This window comes from Chryseobacterium taiwanense, from assembly GCF_000813825.1.
Taxonomy (GTDB): Bacteria; Bacteroidota; Bacteroidia; order Flavobacteriales; family Weeksellaceae; genus Chryseobacterium; species Chryseobacterium taiwanense.
Genome location: NZ_JWTA01000004.1, coordinates 282,748 through 302,080 on the forward strand (window position 1 = coordinate 282,748; position 19,333 = coordinate 302,080).

At 34.8% G+C, this 19,333-nt stretch carries 21 protein-coding genes and 1 tRNA gene; 9 read left to right on the forward strand and 13 right to left on the reverse strand.

Features of this window, described 5'->3' with window-relative positions; all coding sequences use genetic code 11:
- Position 1 precedes the first annotated feature (1 nt).
- From RM51_RS04745 to RM51_RS04755, 3 genes are all read right to left on the reverse strand, one after another.
- On the reverse strand, positions 2 to 1,147 hold the full coding sequence (locus tag RM51_RS04745) for an efflux RND transporter periplasmic adaptor subunit (RefSeq protein WP_039365669.1): 1,146 nt from the start codon (positions 1,145 to 1,147) through the stop codon (positions 2 to 4).
- Between the two features lie 422 nt (positions 1,148 to 1,569).
- Entirely contained in the window at positions 1,570 to 2,487 is a 918-nt protein-coding gene (locus RM51_RS04750) for a helix-turn-helix domain-containing protein (protein WP_039365671.1), read from the reverse strand.
- 112 nt (positions 2,488 to 2,599) lie between these two features.
- The gene (locus tag RM51_RS04755) at positions 2,600 to 4,486 is read right to left on the reverse strand and encodes an amidohydrolase (protein ID WP_039365674.1); all 1,887 of its coding nucleotides are present in this window, start codon (positions 4,484 to 4,486) and stop codon (positions 2,600 to 2,602) included.
- A gap of 658 nt (positions 4,487 to 5,144) precedes the next feature.
- Between RM51_RS04755 and RM51_RS04760 the strand changes: the two genes are divergently transcribed.
- The 5 genes from RM51_RS04760 to RM51_RS04780 all read left to right on the forward strand — a co-directional run bounded on the left by RM51_RS04760 (position 5,145) and on the right by RM51_RS04780 (position 10,013).
- A complete protein-coding gene (locus tag RM51_RS04760) occupies positions 5,145 to 5,966 on the forward strand; it encodes a helix-turn-helix domain-containing protein (RefSeq protein ID WP_052248402.1) in 822 nt (273 codons plus the stop codon).
- Positions 5,967 to 6,001: 35 nt separating this feature from the next.
- Entirely contained in the window at positions 6,002 to 6,799 is a 798-nt protein-coding gene (locus RM51_RS04765; protein WP_039365677.1) for an SDR family NAD(P)-dependent oxidoreductase, read from the forward strand.
- A gap of 145 nt (positions 6,800 to 6,944) precedes the next feature.
- Positions 6,945 to 7,622: a response regulator transcription factor gene (locus RM51_RS04770; RefSeq protein WP_039365679.1), complete on the forward strand. Its 678-nt coding sequence runs from the start codon at positions 6,945 to 6,947 to the stop codon at positions 7,620 to 7,622.
- Entirely contained in the window at positions 7,619 to 8,896 is a 1,278-nt protein-coding gene (locus RM51_RS04775; protein ID WP_039365681.1) for a sensor histidine kinase, read from the forward strand. Before RM51_RS04770 ends, RM51_RS04775 begins: the two co-directional genes overlap by 4 nt.
- A gap of 307 nt (positions 8,897 to 9,203) precedes the next feature.
- The gene (locus RM51_RS04780) at positions 9,204 to 10,013 is read left to right on the forward strand and encodes an HAEPLYID family protein (RefSeq protein WP_039365682.1); all 810 of its coding nucleotides are present in this window, start codon (positions 9,204 to 9,206) and stop codon (positions 10,011 to 10,013) included.
- A 77-nt stretch (positions 10,014 to 10,090) separates the two neighbouring features.
- On the opposite strand, the gene RM51_RS04785 is transcribed toward RM51_RS04780, so the two are convergent.
- Complete coding sequence (locus RM51_RS04785; RefSeq protein ID WP_039365685.1) at positions 10,091 to 10,519, reverse strand: cupin domain-containing protein; 429 nt, start codon at positions 10,517 to 10,519, stop codon at positions 10,091 to 10,093.
- Positions 10,520 to 10,687: 168 nt separating this feature from the next.
- Here RM51_RS04785 and RM51_RS04790 point away from each other — a divergent pair, with 168 nt between their 5' ends.
- Entirely contained in the window at positions 10,688 to 11,134 is a 447-nt protein-coding gene (locus RM51_RS04790) for a PepSY-like domain-containing protein (RefSeq protein ID WP_039365687.1), read from the forward strand.
- Positions 11,135 to 11,217: 83 nt separating this feature from the next.
- On the opposite strand, the gene RM51_RS04795 is transcribed toward RM51_RS04790, so the two are convergent.
- From RM51_RS04795 to holA, 3 genes are all read right to left on the reverse strand, one after another.
- Positions 11,218 to 11,302, reverse strand: a tRNA-Ser gene (locus RM51_RS04795).
- A 223-nt stretch (positions 11,303 to 11,525) separates the two neighbouring features.
- Complete coding sequence (gene trxB / locus RM51_RS04800; RefSeq protein ID WP_039365689.1) at positions 11,526 to 12,467, reverse strand: thioredoxin-disulfide reductase; 942 nt, start codon at positions 12,465 to 12,467, stop codon at positions 11,526 to 11,528.
- Between the two features lie 196 nt (positions 12,468 to 12,663).
- Positions 12,664 to 13,701, reverse strand: a complete 1,038-nt coding sequence (gene holA / locus RM51_RS04805; protein ID WP_039365691.1) for a DNA polymerase III subunit delta — start codon at positions 13,699 to 13,701, stop codon at positions 12,664 to 12,666.
- 7 nt (positions 13,702 to 13,708) lie between these two features.
- Between holA and RM51_RS04810 the strand changes: the two genes are divergently transcribed.
- The 3 genes from RM51_RS04810 (at position 13,709) to RM51_RS04820 (ending at position 15,628) form a co-directional block, all read left to right on the forward strand.
- Positions 13,709 to 14,140, forward strand: a complete 432-nt coding sequence (locus tag RM51_RS04810; RefSeq protein ID WP_039365693.1) for a type I restriction enzyme HsdR N-terminal domain-containing protein — start codon at positions 13,709 to 13,711, stop codon at positions 14,138 to 14,140.
- A gap of 25 nt (positions 14,141 to 14,165) precedes the next feature.
- Positions 14,166 to 14,780 (forward strand): HAD family hydrolase, encoded by a 615-nt coding sequence (locus RM51_RS04815; RefSeq protein ID WP_039365695.1) that lies wholly within the window; start codon positions 14,166 to 14,168, stop codon positions 14,778 to 14,780.
- Between the two features lie 104 nt (positions 14,781 to 14,884).
- Positions 14,885 to 15,628, forward strand: a complete 744-nt coding sequence (locus RM51_RS04820; protein ID WP_039365697.1) for a dienelactone hydrolase family protein — start codon at positions 14,885 to 14,887, stop codon at positions 15,626 to 15,628.
- A 53-nt stretch (positions 15,629 to 15,681) separates the two neighbouring features.
- On the opposite strand, the gene RM51_RS04825 is transcribed toward RM51_RS04820, so the two are convergent.
- The 6 genes from RM51_RS04825 to RM51_RS04850 are packed head-to-tail and all read right to left on the reverse strand — an operon-like array spanning position 15,682 to position 19,293.
- Positions 15,682 to 15,912: a hypothetical protein gene (locus RM51_RS04825; RefSeq protein ID WP_039365699.1), complete on the reverse strand. Its 231-nt coding sequence runs from the start codon at positions 15,910 to 15,912 to the stop codon at positions 15,682 to 15,684.
- Positions 15,913 to 15,914: 2 nt separating this feature from the next.
- The gene (locus RM51_RS04830; protein ID WP_039365700.1) at positions 15,915 to 16,283 is read right to left on the reverse strand and encodes a cupin domain-containing protein; all 369 of its coding nucleotides are present in this window, start codon (positions 16,281 to 16,283) and stop codon (positions 15,915 to 15,917) included.
- The gene (locus tag RM51_RS04835; RefSeq protein ID WP_039365702.1) at positions 16,280 to 16,807 is read right to left on the reverse strand and encodes a GNAT family N-acetyltransferase; all 528 of its coding nucleotides are present in this window, start codon (positions 16,805 to 16,807) and stop codon (positions 16,280 to 16,282) included. Before RM51_RS04835 ends, RM51_RS04830 begins: the two co-directional genes overlap by 4 nt.
- A gap of 31 nt (positions 16,808 to 16,838) precedes the next feature.
- Positions 16,839 to 17,444: a DUF2911 domain-containing protein gene (locus RM51_RS04840; protein ID WP_039366444.1), complete on the reverse strand. Its 606-nt coding sequence runs from the start codon at positions 17,442 to 17,444 to the stop codon at positions 16,839 to 16,841.
- A 29-nt stretch (positions 17,445 to 17,473) separates the two neighbouring features.
- The gene (locus RM51_RS04845; RefSeq protein WP_039365704.1) at positions 17,474 to 18,517 is read right to left on the reverse strand and encodes a bifunctional transcriptional activator/DNA repair enzyme AdaA; all 1,044 of its coding nucleotides are present in this window, start codon (positions 18,515 to 18,517) and stop codon (positions 17,474 to 17,476) included.
- Complete coding sequence (locus RM51_RS04850; protein WP_039365706.1) at positions 18,517 to 19,293, reverse strand: isocitrate lyase/PEP mutase family protein; 777 nt, start codon at positions 19,291 to 19,293, stop codon at positions 18,517 to 18,519. Before RM51_RS04850 ends, RM51_RS04845 begins: the two co-directional genes overlap by 1 nt.
- Positions 19,294 to 19,333 lie beyond the last annotated feature (40 nt).

The window sequence follows — 19,333 nt, forward strand, 5'->3', positions numbered from 1 at the left end:
CTTACGATTTTTTCGGTTGGGCCGCTTTCTTTTGTGCAACTACTGGAGTTCCCGGCTGTAGTCTGTCGAAGCCAGTAACAATGTATTGATCTCCACCTTTCAACCCTTTTGATATGATGAAATTATCTCCTGCCTTTCCGCTCACTTCAATCGGAAGCATGGCCGCTTTTCCGTCTTTAATGGTGAATACAAACGTTTTATCCTGAATGGTTCTTGTAGAAGCGATCGGCAATAAAATAACGTTGCTATAGAACTGATCTAATACAATTTTTCCTGTATTTCCGCTTCTTAAAAGGTTTTTAGGATTGGAGAATTTTGCTCTTAATGTGATAGAACCCGTTGTTTTGTTAAACTGCCCTTCAACCGCATCAATCTTCCCTTTTTCCTCGTACTTTTCACCGCCTGAAAGCAATAGAGAAACCATCGGCGTATTTTTAATGATCTCGTTGATGCTGCTTCCTTCCGTTTGTCTCTGGAAATTATTGAAATCATTTTCACTCATGCTGAAATAGATATAAACATCATGAATATCCGACAATAATGTAATTGCTTCCTGATTTGAAGGCGTCATCAAACTTCCCAGACGATAATTGAATCTCCCAATATATCCGCTCACCGGAGCTTTTATCGTTGAGAAATTAAGATTGATCTTCGTCGATTCAATCGTAGACATTGACTGGCTTACCGCTCCTCTTGCCGCATTATAAGCCGCTTCTGCTTCCTTCACTTGAATATCCGAAACCATTTTATTTCTGAATAATTCCTTTTTTCGGTCTAAATCTATTTTAGACGTTGAAAGATTTGCTTGTGCCGTAATCAGTGCTGCCTGAGCACTTTTTAATTGTTCCTGAAAAACACGATCCTCAATTTTGAACAATGCCTGTCCCGCTGTCACGAAATCTCCTTCGTCCACGAAAATTTTGCTTAAATATCCTGTAACCTGCGGACGGATTTCAACATTCGAAACGCCTTCTATAGAAGCAGCATATTCTCTTGAAACAGAAGCATCTCCCTGCTTCACTATTTCTACCGGAAGTTCCGGAGCCTGCTGCTGATAAGCTTGATTTGGATTATCTTTTTTACACCCAGTAAGCACCAATAAGGTTACTCCAAGTATAATCGATTTCTGAATAGAAAATCTCTGCATAACACTTTTCCTTAAAATTTTACGAGGCAAAATTCGTTTGAAAAAAGTTCTACAGAAATACTCGAAAAACACCTAAATTTGTCAAAATGACGCCTATTTTTCAGAAATCATGAGAAATATCATATATTTACAATTTGGATGGTTATGATTTTTATATCAAATATTTTTCTTTTGTCTTAAAAACAAAAGAAACAAAAATTCAAGACGGGAAGTTCAAGCTAAAAATGGTTTTTATTCTCTAAAAATTCTAAAACTCGTGCGAATATAATATTTGTTTTTCAATTTGATATTTGTGTCACACTCAAACAGTAGAATTTTTTTAACGTTCATAAAATCCATTTTCTTAACGCTTTCGCTTCCTAAGTCAAAGTGAAAAACGTTAAAAATTTAGATAAAAGACATCAATCAGATATCTTTATCTTTTAATATAAATCATCTTTTTTATAATCTAACGGAGATTTTCCGGAATGTTTTTTAAAGAACTTGCTAAACGATGCCTGATCGGAAAATTTCAACTGTGTAGCCACTTCGTTTACATTGGAATTGGTATTTCGAAGTAAAATTCTTGCTTCTACTGCCAAAACCTGATGAATAATATCTCGGGGAGACTTGTGCATCGTCTTATTAATAACTTTCGTGAGATATTTTCGGCTGATAAAAAGCTGATCGGCGTAAAACTGTACATTGTGCTGCTCTTTAAAATGCTTGCGAACGAGGATAAAAAAACTTGTGGTGATTTCATCTTCGCGATACGTAACAGAATTCGGTCGGTCTGTTTTTTTAAAATGATTATCGATCTCGTAAATAACTAACGAGAAATGATGCCAAATCATTTCATTGAAGTAATAATTGTCTTTTTCGGTGTCATTCAGAACTTTCAACTCATCGAGATGAAAATTCATTCTCCGGTAAAGATCGGGTTCGTTTCGAATAATGTTGGTAGGGTCTGAAGAAAGACTTTTAAGGACATCATTCGACTTATAATTGAAGCCGGCTTCCATAATGAAATCTAAAGAAAAGAAAATGTACTTCGCTTTATAATCATCCGATACTTTTTCTATACAAACTGTTTCTGCGATGGGAGAAAAGATAATATCCCCTTTTTCTGCTTCGTAGCTTTTATCTTCGATTCTGAAACCAATATTCCCTTTCTGGATCATAAAAACAGCAAAATAGTCGGAACGAAAAGGTTTGTTCAGCTCTACACTGTGATTGGCTGTTTCAATCTCCATGACAACAAACTCTTTTATTCTTAAATCGAATTCTACTTCCTGAAGTAGCTCTTCAAAAGTAAAAAGTGAGATGGGATCAACAGATTTTGAGCGGGAATTACTGGCCATATACAATGAGTAAAAAGACTAATTTCTTATTTACAAAATTAGTCTAAATTAACACATAAAAAATATCCCTTGTTATAAATACAAGGGATATTATTAATACATCTTATGGGGATTATACTGTTTCTAATTCTAAATTCTTCTCTCCAACATATACAAGTACACCGCCTAACCAGGTTTCCAATACCGGGATATTTCGCATTTTCATATACTGTGAAGCCTGAGTCGTTAAGGAAAGAGGATCCTGATCCAATATCACGAAATCTGCAAAGTGACCTACATTTAATGAACCCACCCACTGATCTGCATAACATTGCCATGCAGCATCATAGGTAACGGCAATCAAAGCTTGTTCAGGGGTAAGACACTCATCACTGTTTAAAACTTTAATACCTGCTCTATTCTCTTCCATTATTCTGGTAATTGACTGCTCCATCATTCTCAAAGGTCCCAAAGGGCTTACTTCATTATCACTGTGAAGACTGATTCTCATACCAACAGCTAAAGATGAACCACAAAGATCCAGCATTTGTGCTTTCTCACCGAATATTACTTCGCTAAAAGCATATCCCCAATACCCGACATGTCCGATTAAGAAACTTGGTGATACTCCCATTTGCAGCATATTGGTAATCTGATCCGCTGTCAGAAGCGAGCAATGTTCTATACGATTACGAAGTTCAGGACCTTTATAGTGTGCAAGAGCACTTTGATAGGCATTTATCGCAAATGTTACCGCCTGATCTCCATTGGCATGAACCATTAATGGCCAACCTTTCCCAGCTACCACAGTATTGATTAGTGCATTATAGCTTGGTGGAATCGTATTTGCAGGAATTCCAGTTTGTGGAAAATTAAATATCCCTGTATTATCAGCAGGATTACACAAGTATGGTGTACTCTGATATCCGGTTAATCCTTGGTTTGAACCGTCAGAAACAACTTTAACGTGCCCATAATAAACTGGTTTATAGTTTTCAGGCTCTGTATAAGCGCCTAAGTTATTAGCATCTTCCTGACTGCCACAAAGATAAGCCCCACCTGTTCGCACTGTTTCTGGATGAGTTTCAAAATATTTAGTCAAAAGCTTTTCAAATCCTTTATTCAGCCCTGCATCATACATAAATGTAACTCCTCTCGAATTTGCTAACTGGAAAAGTTCCGTTAAATATGTGTTTATATGTACGCTCATCGCAAGGATCTGTACCATTACCACCTCCAATGCAGGCTTCATCTCCGGACTTTCTTGTAGCTGTCCGTTAGTTGCCGTAATATAATCATCAACGGATTGATACTGGCTCTGTATTGTTTTACTATGACTATATACATGATTTAACGCCTTCGTATTTAAATAAAGCGTATGCATTGAAGCGCTTAACAGAATAATAGATTCGTCTGCATTAATACTATCAAGTACTGTATTGGTAATCGTTTGTAATTCTTTTGTACCATCTGTATTTCTAACAAAAGGCATCAATGACGGATCCAGCCCTCTTCCTAAAACTACATAACCAGGAATTTTAGGTAAGTTATTGTTTATAATTGATCCTACAGAAGTCAAATCGTAAGTAGAAAGTAAATCCTGTCCATTAAAAGGACTCACATCTAGCCAATCAGTCATCATCGCAGTAGGAACCATATGAACATGAGGCTCAATCAAACCGGGAAGTAAAGTCTGTGTTCCGGTTAATTCTTTGGTTTCATATCCCGGATAATTTTCCATCATATGTGCTTCCACATCAATTTTCTTTCCTGTCACCACTACATTTCCATTCGCGATCCCAATAGATTCAACTGTATCTGTTGATCCACCAATCATCGGTCGGATGGTTCCTCCGCTAATCATTAGATTTTGGGATTGTTGATCAGTTAACTGTGTAGAACTGGGCTTCATTTTAGCCAAATTTTCTGAACTAAAAAGCTCTTCTTTAAGAATGTCTAAAACAGGGTTGTTACAAGCACAATGTGTGCAACCATGAGAGTGTACGTGTGTTTTTTCCATAGAAATGATTTGGTTTAATTTTGTGTTGAGTTTGATTTTATTTGAAGTTTAATTCTGTTACCACATCTTCAATTATAAATTACTTTATAAGCATAGAAAGAACAGCCAATCATCAATGAAGGTTTACTCGTCTATTAAAATTAAAAGGGGGGGAATTTTGCTAGAGTATTATGTTTTTAAGAATATTAAAATCGGAAGAGTTTTCATTATTAATGTATTAGTTTATTATGTTAAAAATAGTAAAAATATCTTTTCAAAAAACTTTTTTATCACTAAATATTGATTAATTTTATCTATATAATATTTTAATTTACAGAAAGTTAATACCATAATCCACATCACCAATTTCAATTTCTTGTGCTATGAGAAGCTTTGAATAAGGTCTTTATTCTTTAACGGATAATAATATATCACTATAGACACCAACAAAATTCCTCTGATCTTTTCGTCATTTTTATTTCTCTCTTCCTTCTTATTTACAATACATATCATTCTTCTCACTACACTCAACTGTCTCTAAAAAGAAAATCATACATAATTCTTATTAGATCTGGACTTTTTAACAAAGTATTCTGAACTTCTCAACAAACATAACAATCTGATTAACAATGTAATTTTGTCAATAAAAATAATACTGTAAAGCAGTAGGCAATATAAAATGACAAATAATACAACAAAAAGCAAGAATGAAAAATCTACTTGGACACCTAAGCTAGTTTTAAATACGTATATCGGTAAAAATATAGAAGGAGAAGCATTTATTACAGATCATATTTTCAGTTATATCCTTCATGGAAAACATGATGTATGGGTGGGCGGTAAAAAATACTCGTTTCAAGAGGGAGACTTTAGATTTTTTAAACGAAATCAATTGTCAAAATATGTAAAAAATACGGATAATGGCGGCTTTAAATCAATAGCTGTTCACATTGATCAGACAACTTTAAAAGAAATGAGTAAGCAATACTCGCTTTTTGCGGAAGAGACATATTCCGAAGGAGAAGCATTCTTTATACAACCGGATCATAAATTAAAAGGATTTGTTGAATCTCTTACCCATTATTTACAAGAACCCAAGGTTGATGAACGAATCGTACTTCTAAAAACTCAAGAATTGGTCTTCTTACTATTGGAAAATAATCCTTCATTTAAAAATATACTTTTTGATTTTGCTGAACCTGGTAAGATTGACCTTGAAGCATTTATGAATAGCCATTACCGATATAATGTAAGCATCGAACGCTTTGCCTTTCTTACTGGAAGAAGTCTTTCCGGATTTAAAAGAGACTTTGAGAAACTTTTCAATACAAGCCCGAGCAGATGGCTAATCAGAAATAGATTGGAAGATGCAAAATATCAGATTGAAAATAAGAAAGAAAAACCGTCTGAAGTCTATCTGGAATTGGGGTTTGAAGACCTTTCCCATTTTTCATACGCCTACAAAAAAGCATTTGGATATGCACCCAACAAAAGAATTTAGACAAATCAATAAAAAAACCATAAAATTTTATTACAATGGACATACAATTAAAAGGAAAAAGAGCGTTAGTAACAGGTTCCAGTTCAGGACTTGGAGAAGCCATTGCAAAGATGCTTGCTGATGAAGGAGCTACTGTAATTATTCATGGGCGAGATAAAGACCGTGCCGAGAAAGTGGCTAACTCAATATTAGAAAAAGGAGGAATTGCAGAAGTTGCAATTGGTGACCTTTCAACTGATGAAGGCGCAGATCAGGTTGCAGAAGCAGCACTGAAATCCGGGCAGATAGATATTCTTGTAAATAACGCTGGAGCTACCTCTCACAAATCATGGGGAGAAGCCACCGCAGACGATTGGCTGGATATTTATAATACGAATGTAGTTTCTTATGTTCGGATGATTCAACGTATTGTACCACAAATGAAAAAACTGGGATGGGGACGCGTAATTCACATCGGTGGCGGTCTTGGTATACAGCCTATCAAAGAACAGCCTCATTATAATGCAACATTGGCAGCCCGTCATAATGTATCCGTTTCTTTAGCAAGATCATTAAAAGAAACAGGAATAACATCCAATGTGGTTTCTCCCGGAGCCATTATTAATCCAATGGTTGAAGACTGGCTTAAAAATGCTGCTCCTAAGTTCAATTGGGGAACTGATATGGAGGAAATCAAATATAGAGCAGTTCAGGATCTAATCCCAAACGATACAGGAAGATTTGGTGAACCTGAAGAAATCGCAGGGACTGTTTTATATCTTTGCAGCCGTTTTTCAGATTACATCAGCGGCTCGGTTATAAGAGTTGACGGAGGTACTATACGCTGTTTATAAGTTTTTAATAATAAGAGTTGGCCTATTTTATAATTTGCCAACTCTTTTTCTTTTACTATTTTGATAATTATTATAATTTTTCAATGGAAGTATTTTTACTTCAAAATTCCCACTTCTTTCCAGAATCATTCTCTACATTTGTTGTATGAAAATCCTTGTTGTTGAAGATGAAAAAGAACTTTTAAAGTCAATTTACGATTCGCTGGTTCAGGAGCAGTATCTTATTGAAACGGCCGAAAATTACAATGATGCAAGTGAAAAAATTGGTTTGTATAACTACGACTGTATCCTTCTCGATATCATGCTTCCCGATGGAAACGGGCTCCAGCTTTTACAGCAATTGAAAGAGTTGGGAAAGTCTGAAAATGTCATCATTATTTCCGCAAAGGATTCTTTGGAGGATAAACTGAAAGGTCTTGAACTCGGAGCAGATGATTATTTAACCAAACCATTCCACAATGCTGAACTCAACGCCAGAATAAAAGCCGTTTTGCGTCGAAAAAACCTTGATGGAAAAGATTCAATTATTATTTCCAATCTCGAAATGGATCTTACGGAACGAACTTTGACCGTAAATGGAGAACATCTCGCTCTTAACAGAAAAGAATTTGACATTTTGAATTATTTCCTGCTTAATAAAAATCGTTTGGTGACGAAAACAGCTTTAGCAGAACACGTTTGGGGCGACAACATTGATCAGGCAGATAATTTTGATTTTATTTATTATCAGATTAAAAATTTAAGAAAGAAACTTCAACAAAGCGACGCTGAAATCGAAATCGAAGCCATCTACGGAATCGGCTACAAATTAAAAGAAAAATGAAACTCCTCAACCGATCTCTTATTCACCTCATGTCGTGGCTATTGCTTATTGTAAGTCTTTGGTCGGTGGTGTTTTATTTTAATATGCTGAACGAAATCAAAGACAGCGTAGATGAAGAACTGGAAAATTACAAACGACAGATTGTTTCCAGAGCCGAAAAAGATCCCACTATTTTACAACAAAAAACTTTTGATGAAGGCTTTTTCTCTGTAAACCCGATCAGTAAAAAAGAGGCTCTTAATTTTAAAGACACCTACAAAGACACTGAAATTTATGCCCAAGATGCCGATGATGAAGCTCCTGAACTGGAACCTGTACGAGTTTTAACGACTGTTTTTGAACAGAATGGAAATTTTTACGAGCTAAAAATTTTCAACAACATGGTGGAAGAAGATGATCTCGTAAAAGAATTGCTTTGGGACGCCGCAGGATTGTATGTACTTTTAATTTTCAGTATATTAATAATCAATAATTTAATTCTTAAAAAATTGTGGAAACCTTTCTACGATTTACTTCAGGATCTAAAAAATTATCGTCTCGGAGCAGGAAAAAAATTTCCGAAAGTAGAGACAAAAACCAAAGAATTTTCAGATTTGCAGGAAGCCGTAACAACTCTTTTACAATACAGTGAAAAAACGTACGAGCAACAAAAGGAATTCATCGGAAACGCTTCTCACGAACTCCAAACTCCTTTAGCAATTGCCATCAGTAAACTTGAACTGTTGATGGAAAAAGAAAATTTCACCAATGATCAAGCGGAAAAAATTGCAGAGATTATGGAAATTATTGAAAGGTTGGTTCGTCTCAACAAATCACTTTTACTATTGACAAAAATTGAAAACAAACAGTTTTTTGACAATACTGAAGTATCTGTGAATGAAATTGTGACTAAAAGTGTGAATGACCTCCATGATATTGCTGAATTTAAGAGGGTTGAAATTTCCGCTAAAGAAAACACACAACTTTCTGTTAATGCCGATTCAGCCTTAATTAATATCATCGTTTCCAATCTTTTGCGAAATGCTATTTTCCATAATGTCAAAAACGGAAAAGTAGAGATTGAAATTTCTGAAAATTATTTACTTGTAAAAAACACAGGAAATCAGAACATCCTAGCTCAGGAAAAGATCTTTACTAGATTCCAGAAAAATCAACAAAATCAATCTGGGACAGGTTTAGGATTGGCGATTGTGAAAGCCATTGCGGATTTGTATGGATTTTCTGTCGTATATGCTTTTGAAGAAGAAATGCATCAGTTTAAAATGAAATTTTAAAATATCCTGGAATATTTTAAATGCAAAGACTTATTATAAAAATCTAATTTTTTAGAGTGCAAAGAGTAATCAATAAGTTGATTGTAAGCGTACGTTTTTTCAAGCTTCATTAAACAATTTGTCGCAATCTTTACATTAAAATTCAACAAAAAATCAGCTCAATCTCCAAAATCTGCGTGAGGTTTTTAAAGACTTAACAAAAAACTTTTTACTTTTTACTTTTTACTTTTTACTTTTACAAAAAAATTCCCATTTCATTCCAGATTTGTTCCCAAAATTTTCCCGATTCATACTGTTGATTTGCAATATGAAAACAATTAAAGGAATATTACTCATCGGAACAGTTCAATTGTTGGGATGCTTTTCAGTAGCTGCGCAAACACAATCTAAATCGGTAAAAGTTTCTCATGCAGAACCTATTTATCAAGACTTAGTAAGAGATCTTGGTGCAAGAAAAGGAGAAAAAGAATTAAACATCGGAGCTGATTTTTCAAGCACGAACAATTACAGAGAAAATGGCTATTTAGCCGAATACGAATTTGCACCCATCAATCGATTAGGTCTTGAAGTGGAAACTGATTTTTCTTTTTTCAGTCCCAAAAATGGAACTCCTAAAGAACAAGTTCCGGGAAACCGTTTAGACGGAATCAGATTTTCTGCACAGTACTCATTTTTTGTATCAGAAAAGGCTAAAACCTCAATGGCTATAGGTTATACACAAGTTTTAGAATTTAATGATTTTAAAAACTATGGTAAAGGAAAATTCATCACAGGTTTAGTATACAGTCCGTTTTTTGTAGCAGCGAAAAGATGGGGTTCAAACATTCATACTTTGGTGTATACCTATCCGAAAATTCAACACGAATTGAGAGAAAACGGAACTGTAGTTGACTGGGAAATCAACAGTTCTGTGATGTACACGATTCCCAATACAAGTCATTTTATTGGTATGGAACTCAATCAGGAAATCAGTCACGGAAAAATCTCGTCAACTTTACGTCCGCAAGTTAAAATCAAACTTGATTCTCATTTTGCAGTCGGCATTGTAACAGGAATTCCTTTGAATCGTGATAAGCAGAATAACTCTTCATTCTTTAGATTAGTTTATGAACTTTGATTATGTTTTTCCAAGGTGTAAAGATTTTTACAGCTTCAAAGTTCACGATTTAATAAATCTCAATGATTTGTATGGTATTAACGTAAATCTTTTTTAATCACTAAGTATTTCAAATCAGTCGAACCCGCATTACTAATTCCATGTTCAGAATTGGGTGGACAATACAAACTTGTATTCGGACCTACTGTTCTTGTTTTTCCGTCGAGATAGAAAGATGCTTTTCCTTCAAGAATGTAAAAAAATTCTTCTTCGGGGTGATGATGTGGAGGGTGCGTAGATTTTCCGGGTTCTACAATACTCATTTTCAAAGTATTTTCTTCCGTAAAATTTTTGTCACCAAACCAGTATTGATAGCCAACTTTTGTCTTGGTTGCTTTCGACACATCAAATTCGTTGACACAGTTTTCGATCGTGTAATTGATGGGATCTTTAGTTTTTTGAGCATTTACGGTCTGCTGAAACACAATACAAATCAATAGTACTGTAATACATTTTAATCTTTCCATATTCTGTAATAATATGAAAAAAAATGGGAATTTTAAATTAATGAGTAATCGCAATGGTGCAAATATTTTTACAACTTCAAATTATATAATTCATCTTCATCCTTTAGAAATTTCGTTCCCAAATGTTTCCAGAATCGTTTCGGAAATTAGCAATATAAAATTTACATTATGAAAAATTTAATTTTAACAATCAGTATTTTAGCTTTAAGTTTCAACTTTATATCAGCTCAACATCTTCATCCCAGTGAAGTTTCATCTGTGATCTTAAATAATTTCCAAAAGACCTTCCCAAAAGCCAGAGATATAGAGTGGGAAATAAAAGGAAATCTGTATGAAGTAGAATTTGAGACAGGAATTTTCGGTGATGACCACAAAGCTCTGTATACACGAGACGGAAAACTAGTCAGACATGAAGAGGAAATTGCCAAAAGTAATCTTCCAAAAACAGTTTTGGAAACCATTCACAGGTATTATTCAAGTTATAGAGTTGATGATGTGAAAAGGATTTCAGAAAACAGAAAAGTCATTTACAAGGTTGAACTGAAAAACTATTCAACAGAATGGAAAGTTGTTTTTGATTCCCAGGGAAGAATTTTACAGAAAAGAGAAGATTAAATAATCATATAGTTCAACTTAATTCGAAATAAAACATCTATAAATAAAAAAACCTTTAAATCATTTGATTTAAAGGTTTTTTGCGGAGAGTGAGGGATTCGAACCCCCGGACCTGTTACAGTCAACAGTTTTCAAGACTGCCGCAATCGACCACTCTGCCAACTCTCCATAAACTCCGATGTTATCGTCGTTTTCAGTGGTGCAAATATAGAGCGTTTTTTAATTCCCACAAAATATTTTCCACACAAATTTTAACAAAACTTAATAATAGACTAGAAATCAAATCAATTATTTTTATCAAACATCGATTAATAATAGAAATGTTCGGAATAAAAAATAAAAAACACATCCCGAAAGATGCGTTTTATATGTTGTAAAAGTTAATTTGCTATTAATGCAATTCTGCCAAATACTTTTCAGCATCCATTGCAGCCATACAACCGCTTCCAGCCGCGGTGATCGCCTGTCTGTAGATATGATCCTGAACATCTCCTGCAGCAAAAACCCCAGGAAGATTTGTTCTTGAAGAACCTTTTTCAGTATCGATATATCCGTTTTCATCTAAATCGATCTGCCCGACAAAAATATCGGTATTAGGTTTGTGACCAATCGCGATAAAAATTCCGTGAACATCTACTGTAGATTTTTCCTGAGTCTGATTATTAATTACCACCGCTCTTTCTACCAGATTATTTTCACCTTCAATACCAATTAATTCATGGTGGAATTTCACTTCAATATTTGGTGTATTCTGAACTCTGTGAATCATTGCTTTTGAAGCTCTGAACTCATCTTTTCTCACCAACATGGTAACTTTGTTTACCAGTTTAGCAAGATAAGTAGCCTCTTCAGCTGCTGTATCTCCTGCTCCAACTACGACAACGTCTTTCCCTCTGTAGAAAAATCCGTCACATGTTGCACATGCAGAAACCCCTCCTCCATTATATTTTTTCTCGTCATCTAGCCCTAAATATTTTGCAGTCGCTCCTGTAGAGATAATTACTGTTCTCGCCAAGATCTCTTTATTACCTGCATATAATTTGTGGATCCCTCCTACTTCCTTAGAAAATTCAACTTTAGTGATCATTTCATAATGCACTTTTGTGTCGAATCTTTCCGCTTGTTTTTGCAAATCCATCATCATTTCAGGACCTGTAATTCCCGCTGGGTAACCCGGAAAGTTATCCACCTCCGTAGTTGTAGTCAATTGTCCACCCGGTTCCAGACCTGTATACAATTCAGGTTTAAGGTCTGCTCTTGCTGCATAAATTGCCGCTGTGAAACCAGAAGGTCCAGATCCAACGATCACACAATCTAAAATGTTTTGCTCCATAATTTGCTTTTCAAAGATTTAAAAATTTACGAGTGCTAATTTCGTAATTTTTAATATTAATTTAAAGTTATTTTAATGATAGTTGTCAATATCTACTATGTCAATTTTCAATGGTTCGGGTTGTGCGAGGTTCGGGATTCGAATCTATAATGTTGATCTTTCTATCAACTCGCACCTCGTATCTCGTTACCTCACATCATACTTTCATCTTAATCTTATCAACATTGATGATTTTGTAGACCAGCTCTTTAATAAGTTCTGCTTCACTCATATTTACAGCTCCCAATCCTTTTCCTTTCATATCAAATTCTCTTAAAATAGAGATCACTCTTGTGGCGTGCTTCAAAGGATATAGTCTTGCCGACTCTGCATAGTCTTTAATGAAATACGGATTTACTCCCATTTGAGAGGCAATCGCCTGTGGTGATTGACCTGTCATTGTATTATAAATAATGACATTAGAGAAATAGTTATATAAACTCGCCAACATCATCACAAAAGGATTATTTTTCGGATTTTTACCCATAAAATGAGCAATTTTGAATGCAGCATTGGCATTTTTTGTTCCTAAAGCTTTTTGTAATTCAAAAACGTTGTATTCCTTACTGATTCCAATATGGTTTTCGATAATTGTTCCATCCAGTACTTCACCTTCTTTAAGAATGATTTTCAGCTTATTCAACTCATTGGCAATTCTAGAAAGGTCATTTCCTAGATACTCTGCTAAAAGATGGGAAATGTTGGGCGCGGTTTTTATGCCTAAAGAAATACATTCATCGGCAATCCATTTCGGAAGGTTGTTTTCTCTGATGGATTCGCTTAAAAACAATGCATTGGCTTTATCCAACGCTTTGGTTACTTTTTTCCTGCTGTCTAGTTTTTTGTGTTTATGGGCAAAAACCAACACGGTAGACGGAACATGATTTGTAACATAAGCTTCTAAAATTCTGTTTTCCTCTTCATTTAATTTTAAATCCTGCGCTTCTTTTACAATAATCACCTGCTTGTCTCCCATCATCGGAAACTGTCTCGCCAACGAAAGAACTTCCTGATAAGAGGTATCCTTTCCATACACCACCGTTTGATTGAATGCTTTTTCATCTTCATTCAAAAAATCGTGTTCTAAAGCTTTTACAGCAAGATCTATAAAGTAAGGTTCTTCTCCGTGGAAAAAATAAATAGGTAATACTTCTTTATTTTTAATATTTTTGAGGATTAAATCTAATTCTTTCATCTTATAAATGGAACTTCCAAAACTGAATTTTCAGGAAACTTTTGATTTTAAATTCAAGAAAGACAAAGATAAGTTTTTTATTTATGATTTAGTTCGTAAGACCTATCTTTTACTCACTCCCGAAGAATGGGTTCGCCAACACTGGATCCATTATTATCTTACTGTAAAATCGTATTCTACCTCAGCTTTAATTACTGAAAAAAAGATCGTTTTAAACGGTTTGACAAAGAGAATCGATCTTCTGATCACAGAAAAAACAGAGCCTATTATTTTAATTGAATGTAAAGCTCCACAGATCAAATTAACCGAAAAAACGTTTGAACAGACCGCAAGATACAACTCCATTATCGGAGCCAAAGAGATTATTTTAACGAATGGTCTGCAACATATCAACGCTTATTACGAGAACGAACAATATCAGTTTTACAGACCTGAATAAGCTTTTCTAACACTCAACATTTATTATGGAAATAAAAAACATCATATTCGATTTTGGAGGCGTCTTAATGGACTGGAATCCCAGATATTTTTTCAAAGCCTACTTTAATAACGACGAAAAGATGGAATATTTTCTTGAAAACATTGCTCAAACTTCATGGAATGAAGAGCAAGACCGAGGAAGAACACTTTCTGAAGGAACAGAAATTCAGGTGAAAAAATTTCCGGACTGGGAAAAAGAAATCAGAGCTTATTATGATAACTGGACTACCATGTTAAAAAGTGATATTCCTGATAATGTAGAAGTATTGAGAAAGCTTGGAAAAACCCATTATCACTTATTCGGATTAACCAACTGGTCGGAAGAAACGTTTCCCTATGCGCTGGAAACTTATGATTTTTTTCAATTATTTGACGGAAAAATTGTGGTTTCCGGAACCGAAAAATTAATTAAACCTGATCCTAAAATCTGGCATATTTTGTTAGAAAGATACAATCTTCAAGCCCAGGAATCAGTTTTTATTGATGATAATCCGAAAAATATTGAAATCGCTCAATCATTAGGTTTTGCAACCGTTCATATTACTCCTGAAACTAATTTAGAGCAAGAATTAATCGATTTAGGTATACAATTCGGGTAAGCTTAAATCTCATTTTTCATAGCACCAATCTCATTGTAAGTTATTTTTATTAATTTAGATAAGTCATTCCTATAATGACAAAACAACACTAAAAATTACAAAATATGATACGATCAATCTTGTCCGCAGCATTTTTAATCATTTCAGGGACAATTTTCAGTCAAAATCTTAAACCAATTGCTTATCAGGACGGTTCTCAAAAGCTGAACGGACTGGTAACTTCCAACGCAGGCAAAAAACTTCCGGGCGTTTTAATCCTTCCGGCCTGGAAGGGAATTGATGATGAAGCAAAAACAGCTGCTGTAGAACTTGAAAAACAAGGATACATTGCTTTTGTTGCAGATATTTACGGGGAAGGCAATATTCCGGCAGATAATGCAAGCGCAGGGAAATCTGCGGGATATTACAAACAAAATTATGAGGCTTATCAGAAAAGGATAACCCTTGCTTTGGAACAATTAAAGAAAAACGGGGCACTTCCGAATAAAATTGCGGTGATCGGTTATTGTTTCGGAGGAACGGGAGCTTTAGAATCGGCAAGAGGAAGTCTTCCGGTAGTAGGCGTTGTTTCTATTCATGGAAGCATCGGGAAAGATCAGACCAGAAAGAACGGTCCTATTTCTACTAAAATTCTGGTTGAAAATCCAGCCGATGATAAAAGTGTAACTCCTGAAGATTACAACAATCTGATCAAGGAAATGAACGAAGGAAATGCAGATTGGCAGATCATTACGTATGCACATTCAAAACATACTTTTACAGATCCGAAATCACCGGATTATAATGAGATCATGGCAAAAAGAGCCTGGAATCATACGTTGATGTTTTTGAAGGAAATTTTGAAATAATTCAACTACAATACATAAAAAAACAACCTCAACAATAGAGGTTGTTTTTACATTTATAAATCACTGGTTTCATCACAATTAGAACACCACCAATATTCTTTTTCCTTATCTTTTAACTTCGTTTTTGTTTGCTGCTCACAATTTTCACAGACACATAGATCACTTTCATTTTCCTTTGCTTCATAATCGCAATTAAAACAACTCCAACTCGTCAAATGAGTTTTTCCGTTGATAAACCAAGTAAATGAATTTTCTTTACATTTAGGACAAGTTTGTAATGCCATATTTAAATTGTTTCTTCTTCTCTATTTACCAAATCCATAGAAAACGCAGGAAGGCAAATTGCAATATATTCACAAGGCTCTGAAAACGGATTGCTGTAACGGACTCTTGCTCCTTTTTCAATCAAAATACTTTGACCTTTTTCTAAAGTCACAATTTCTCCGTCAATTTCAAATTGTTTTTTCCCGGAAATGATTAAGGTAAACTCGTCAAATTCGGGAGTTTGGTGTGGTTCGCTCCAATCCGGCGGTGCCACCATATGAGCAATTGAAATATTAGAATTCTGCGTTGAATTTCCCCAGTGTTCTTCTATTAATTTTCCATCTGTTGTCGGAACTACAAACGGTGATTTCTGAATTTTATATTTTTTCATACCCAGTTCTCTTTTTTTATTTCATACACAAAATTGGTTCTCGTCGGTTCTCCGAAATAAGCCACTTCCTCTTCCGCAATTTTTTGTCCGCCCAATCGTTCTAATGCAATTTGTGAACGGAAATTTTCTTTTCCAATATGAAAATAAACAATATCCACAAACTGAAAAATATAATCCAGCATTATCTTCTTGATCTGAGGATTGATTCCTTTTCCCCAAGATTTTGTTCCGTAAAAGGTATAGCCAATAAAAATGCTGTTTCTATGTTCATCAAAGTCATAAAAACGTGTACTTCCTAAAATATCTCCAGTCGATTTTTCAACAATTTTAAAAGCTCCTTTACTTTCTATGGCACCTTTGAAAAAGTTTTCAAAAACTTCTCGCTGGTAACGATCTTTATTCGGATGTTGTTGCCACACTTTAGGATCGGAAGCCACTTCATATAGAGATTCAAAATCCCCTTGCTGTAAGGGGATTAATTGATATTCCTGATTTTCTAGAATGGTTTGTATAGAAAATTTCATCAGTATATTTTTGATTTAAATCAGACTGATTTTAGCTTTTAGCTTTTGCTGCGTCAGATTCAATTTTTTTAATTTCTTTCAGTTTGTCTGAAATTTTAATGACTGCATCTAGTTTTGCAGGTTTCATACTTACTTCCGCCTGAGAATTATCCCATTTAATCACTAGATTTCCTGTATTTTCATCTGTTGGATTTAAAGTAATTTCAAACCACTCTTGTTTATCCGCAAGTTTATTCACAGGAACAGTAACGTCTACAACATCCTGTTTTGGATCATACGTATAAGCGCCCCACTGCTGAAAATCTTTATTTAAAATAACTTTCCATTCTTTTTCTGTCGGAACAATGAATAAACCATACGTTCCTGCAGGAACTACTTTTCCTCCGAAATTAATTGACTGTCCGAAAGTAATTTTTGTTGATGAATTCGCTCCGGCTCTCCAAACCTGTCCGTAAGGAACCAAATCTCCGAAAATCTTACGTCCTTTCACTCCCGGTCTTCCGTAATCGACTGAGATTTTAGACATTGAAAACTGCTGCTCTACCTTCTGACGCGGACTTACAGCCGGTACAGAATAGTCTTGTGCAAAACTGAAAACTGAAGTTGATATGCAAAGTGCAAATAGTAACTTTTTCACGTGTAAATTTTTGTTTAAAATTACAAAAATCAAAACAGAATAGCCTTCTCCAATTCCAATAATTTTTGTTTTCTCCATATTCCTCCCGCATAGCCCACCAACTCTCCGTTTGAACCAATCACGCGATGGCAGGGAATCAAAATGGCTATTTTATTAATTCCGTTTGCAGTTCCTACCGCACGAATCGCTTTTGGATTTCCAAGAAGTTCTGATTGTTGTTTATAGGTTCTGATCTCCCCTACAGGAATTTCTCTCAACAGTTGCCAAACTTTCTCCTGAAACGGTGTGCCTGTGATATATAACGGAACTTCAAATATCTGTCTTTTGCCTTCAAAATATTCCTTCAATTCTTCTTCCAGCTGCTTAAAGTGTTTGTTCTCACCCTGCACAATTTCCGCATTCAAAGCTTTGGATAATGCGATGAACTGCTTTTCCATATTTTTGCGATCTGTAAATTCGAGCAGGCAGATTCCTTCATCAATAGCGCAGGCAAACATGGTTCCGAGAGGGGTTTCTATTCTTTTAAGATCAATAATCATCTGTTTTTTACTTTTTGTCGGCGAACTTCCCAAAATGTTTTTAAATCCTTCATTAAAACCACTTAAGCTTTCATATCCTGAATCTAAAGCCGTTTCTATAATACTTTCTCCATTTTTAATTTTCTTAAAAGCAGCATTCATCCGAAATTCTCGTTGAAAAGCCTGAAAAGTCATCCTATGATTTTTTAAAAACCATCGACGGAGTGTTACAGGTTCTATATTTCTTTTTGAGAGATCTGCATCTTTTATTTTCAGCGATATATCTTGCGCCAGTTCTGCCAACAGCTCCTGAATATATTGAGGGGTTTCATTTAATTTTTTCAGAGGGTTGCAGATCTTACAGGCACGGTATCCTTTTTCAATAGCTTCTTGTGTGCTTAGGAAAAATTCTACGTTTTCCTTTTTGGGTTTTCGCGCAGTACAGGTCGGCCGGCAAAATATTCCGGTCGTTTTTACAGCCATCCAGTAAGTTCCTTCAAATGAAGAATCTTTATCTAAAGATGCCTGATACATTCTGTCTGCTGTTAATTTCATTACGATATAAAAATAGGTGAAAAACTTTTCTCTTTTATAATTTCCAGGCCTTTTTCTTCTAAGCTTTTATAAATATATCCATTGGCAAAATTACCTGAAGAAATTCTTTTTACGCCTAATCTTTTTAATGTGATAAAGTCCGGAAGTTCAGGCATCGCCATTACGTTTACAGGAAGTATTGTTGAATTTACAATTGTTTCAATATCATTTTCTGAAGTAATACAAGGAACGAAAATACCATCAATTCCTGCTTTTTCAAAGAGCTTTATTCTTTGAAGTGTTTCTTCTACAGGGTTTTCCAATCCCAATAAAAACGGATCAGTTCTCAGGTTAACGAATATATCAATATTGTTTTCTTTTAATTTTGAAATAACCGATTTCAGCTTTTCGTAAACAATCTCTTTATCTGTAATTTGTCTGATTCCATTTACCATCACACTGTCTTCAATATTAATTCCGACTACTCCTCTTTCGGCAAGCTTTGAAATATTTGAAACGATTTCTTCCGCATTTTTTCCATAACCGCCTTCCAAATCTACCGTTAATGGGATTGATATAGATTTTAAAATTCGTTCAATAATATAAAGATACTCATCAAAGGTCATATTTTCACCGTCTTCATATCCTAAACTATGGGCAACAGCTGAACTGGAAGTTGCCAATGCTTTATATCCTAATTTTTCATATACTTTCGCACTTTGCGGATTCCATACATTTCCTAATAATAAAGGCTCTTCGTTTGTATGCAGTTCTTTAAAAGTCTGAATATGTGTCATATTATTTTTTTACAAAACTAGTGTTATCAGCATTCTGTAT

Excerpts from the sequence above, each read along its gene's own strand:
- RM51_RS04820 (WP_039365697.1), top strand. The coding sequence starts at position 14,885 with ATGATACGATCAATCTTGTCCGCAGCATTTTTAATCATTTCAGGGACA.
- RM51_RS04850 (WP_039365706.1), bottom strand. The coding sequence starts at position 19,293 with ATGACACATATTCAGACTTTTAAAGAACTGCATACAAACGAAGAGCCT.
- RM51_RS04785 (WP_039365685.1), bottom strand. The coding sequence starts at position 10,519 with ATGGAAAGATTAAAATGTATTACAGTACTATTGATTTGTATTGTGTTT.
- RM51_RS04790 (WP_039365687.1), top strand. The coding sequence starts at position 10,688 with ATGAAAAATTTAATTTTAACAATCAGTATTTTAGCTTTAAGTTTCAAC.
- trxB (WP_039365689.1), bottom strand. The coding sequence starts at position 12,467 with ATGGAGCAAAACATTTTAGATTGTGTGATCGTTGGATCTGGACCTTCT.
- RM51_RS04845 (WP_039365704.1), bottom strand. The coding sequence starts at position 18,517 with ATGAAATTAACAGCAGACAGAATGTATCAGGCATCTTTAGATAAAGAT.
- RM51_RS04780 (WP_039365682.1), top strand. The coding sequence starts at position 9,204 with ATGAAAACAATTAAAGGAATATTACTCATCGGAACAGTTCAATTGTTG.
- holA (WP_039365691.1), bottom strand. The coding sequence starts at position 13,701 with ATGAAAGAATTAGATTTAATCCTCAAAAATATTAAAAATAAAGAAGTA.
- RM51_RS04760 (WP_052248402.1), top strand. The coding sequence starts at position 5,145 with ATGACAAATAATACAACAAAAAGCAAGAATGAAAAATCTACTTGGACA.
- RM51_RS04775 (WP_039365681.1), top strand. The coding sequence starts at position 7,619 with ATGAAACTCCTCAACCGATCTCTTATTCACCTCATGTCGTGGCTATTG.
- RM51_RS04830 (WP_039365700.1), bottom strand. The coding sequence starts at position 16,283 with ATGAAAAAATATAAAATTCAGAAATCACCGTTTGTAGTTCCGACAACA.
- RM51_RS04810 (WP_039365693.1), top strand. The coding sequence starts at position 13,709 with ATGGAACTTCCAAAACTGAATTTTCAGGAAACTTTTGATTTTAAATTC.
- RM51_RS04835 (WP_039365702.1), bottom strand. The coding sequence starts at position 16,807 with ATGAAATTTTCTATACAAACCATTCTAGAAAATCAGGAATATCAATTA.
- RM51_RS04750 (WP_039365671.1), bottom strand. The coding sequence starts at position 2,487 with ATGGCCAGTAATTCCCGCTCAAAATCTGTTGATCCCATCTCACTTTTT.
- RM51_RS04765 (WP_039365677.1), top strand. The coding sequence starts at position 6,002 with ATGGACATACAATTAAAAGGAAAAAGAGCGTTAGTAACAGGTTCCAGT.
- RM51_RS04825 (WP_039365699.1), bottom strand. The coding sequence starts at position 15,912 with ATGGCATTACAAACTTGTCCTAAATGTAAAGAAAATTCATTTACTTGG.
- RM51_RS04815 (WP_039365695.1), top strand. The coding sequence starts at position 14,166 with ATGGAAATAAAAAACATCATATTCGATTTTGGAGGCGTCTTAATGGAC.
- RM51_RS04770 (WP_039365679.1), top strand. The coding sequence starts at position 6,945 with ATGAAAATCCTTGTTGTTGAAGATGAAAAAGAACTTTTAAAGTCAATT.
- RM51_RS04755 (WP_039365674.1), bottom strand. The coding sequence starts at position 4,486 with ATGGAAAAAACACACGTACACTCTCATGGTTGCACACATTGTGCTTGT.
- RM51_RS04745 (WP_039365669.1), bottom strand. The coding sequence starts at position 1,147 with ATGCAGAGATTTTCTATTCAGAAATCGATTATACTTGGAGTAACCTTA.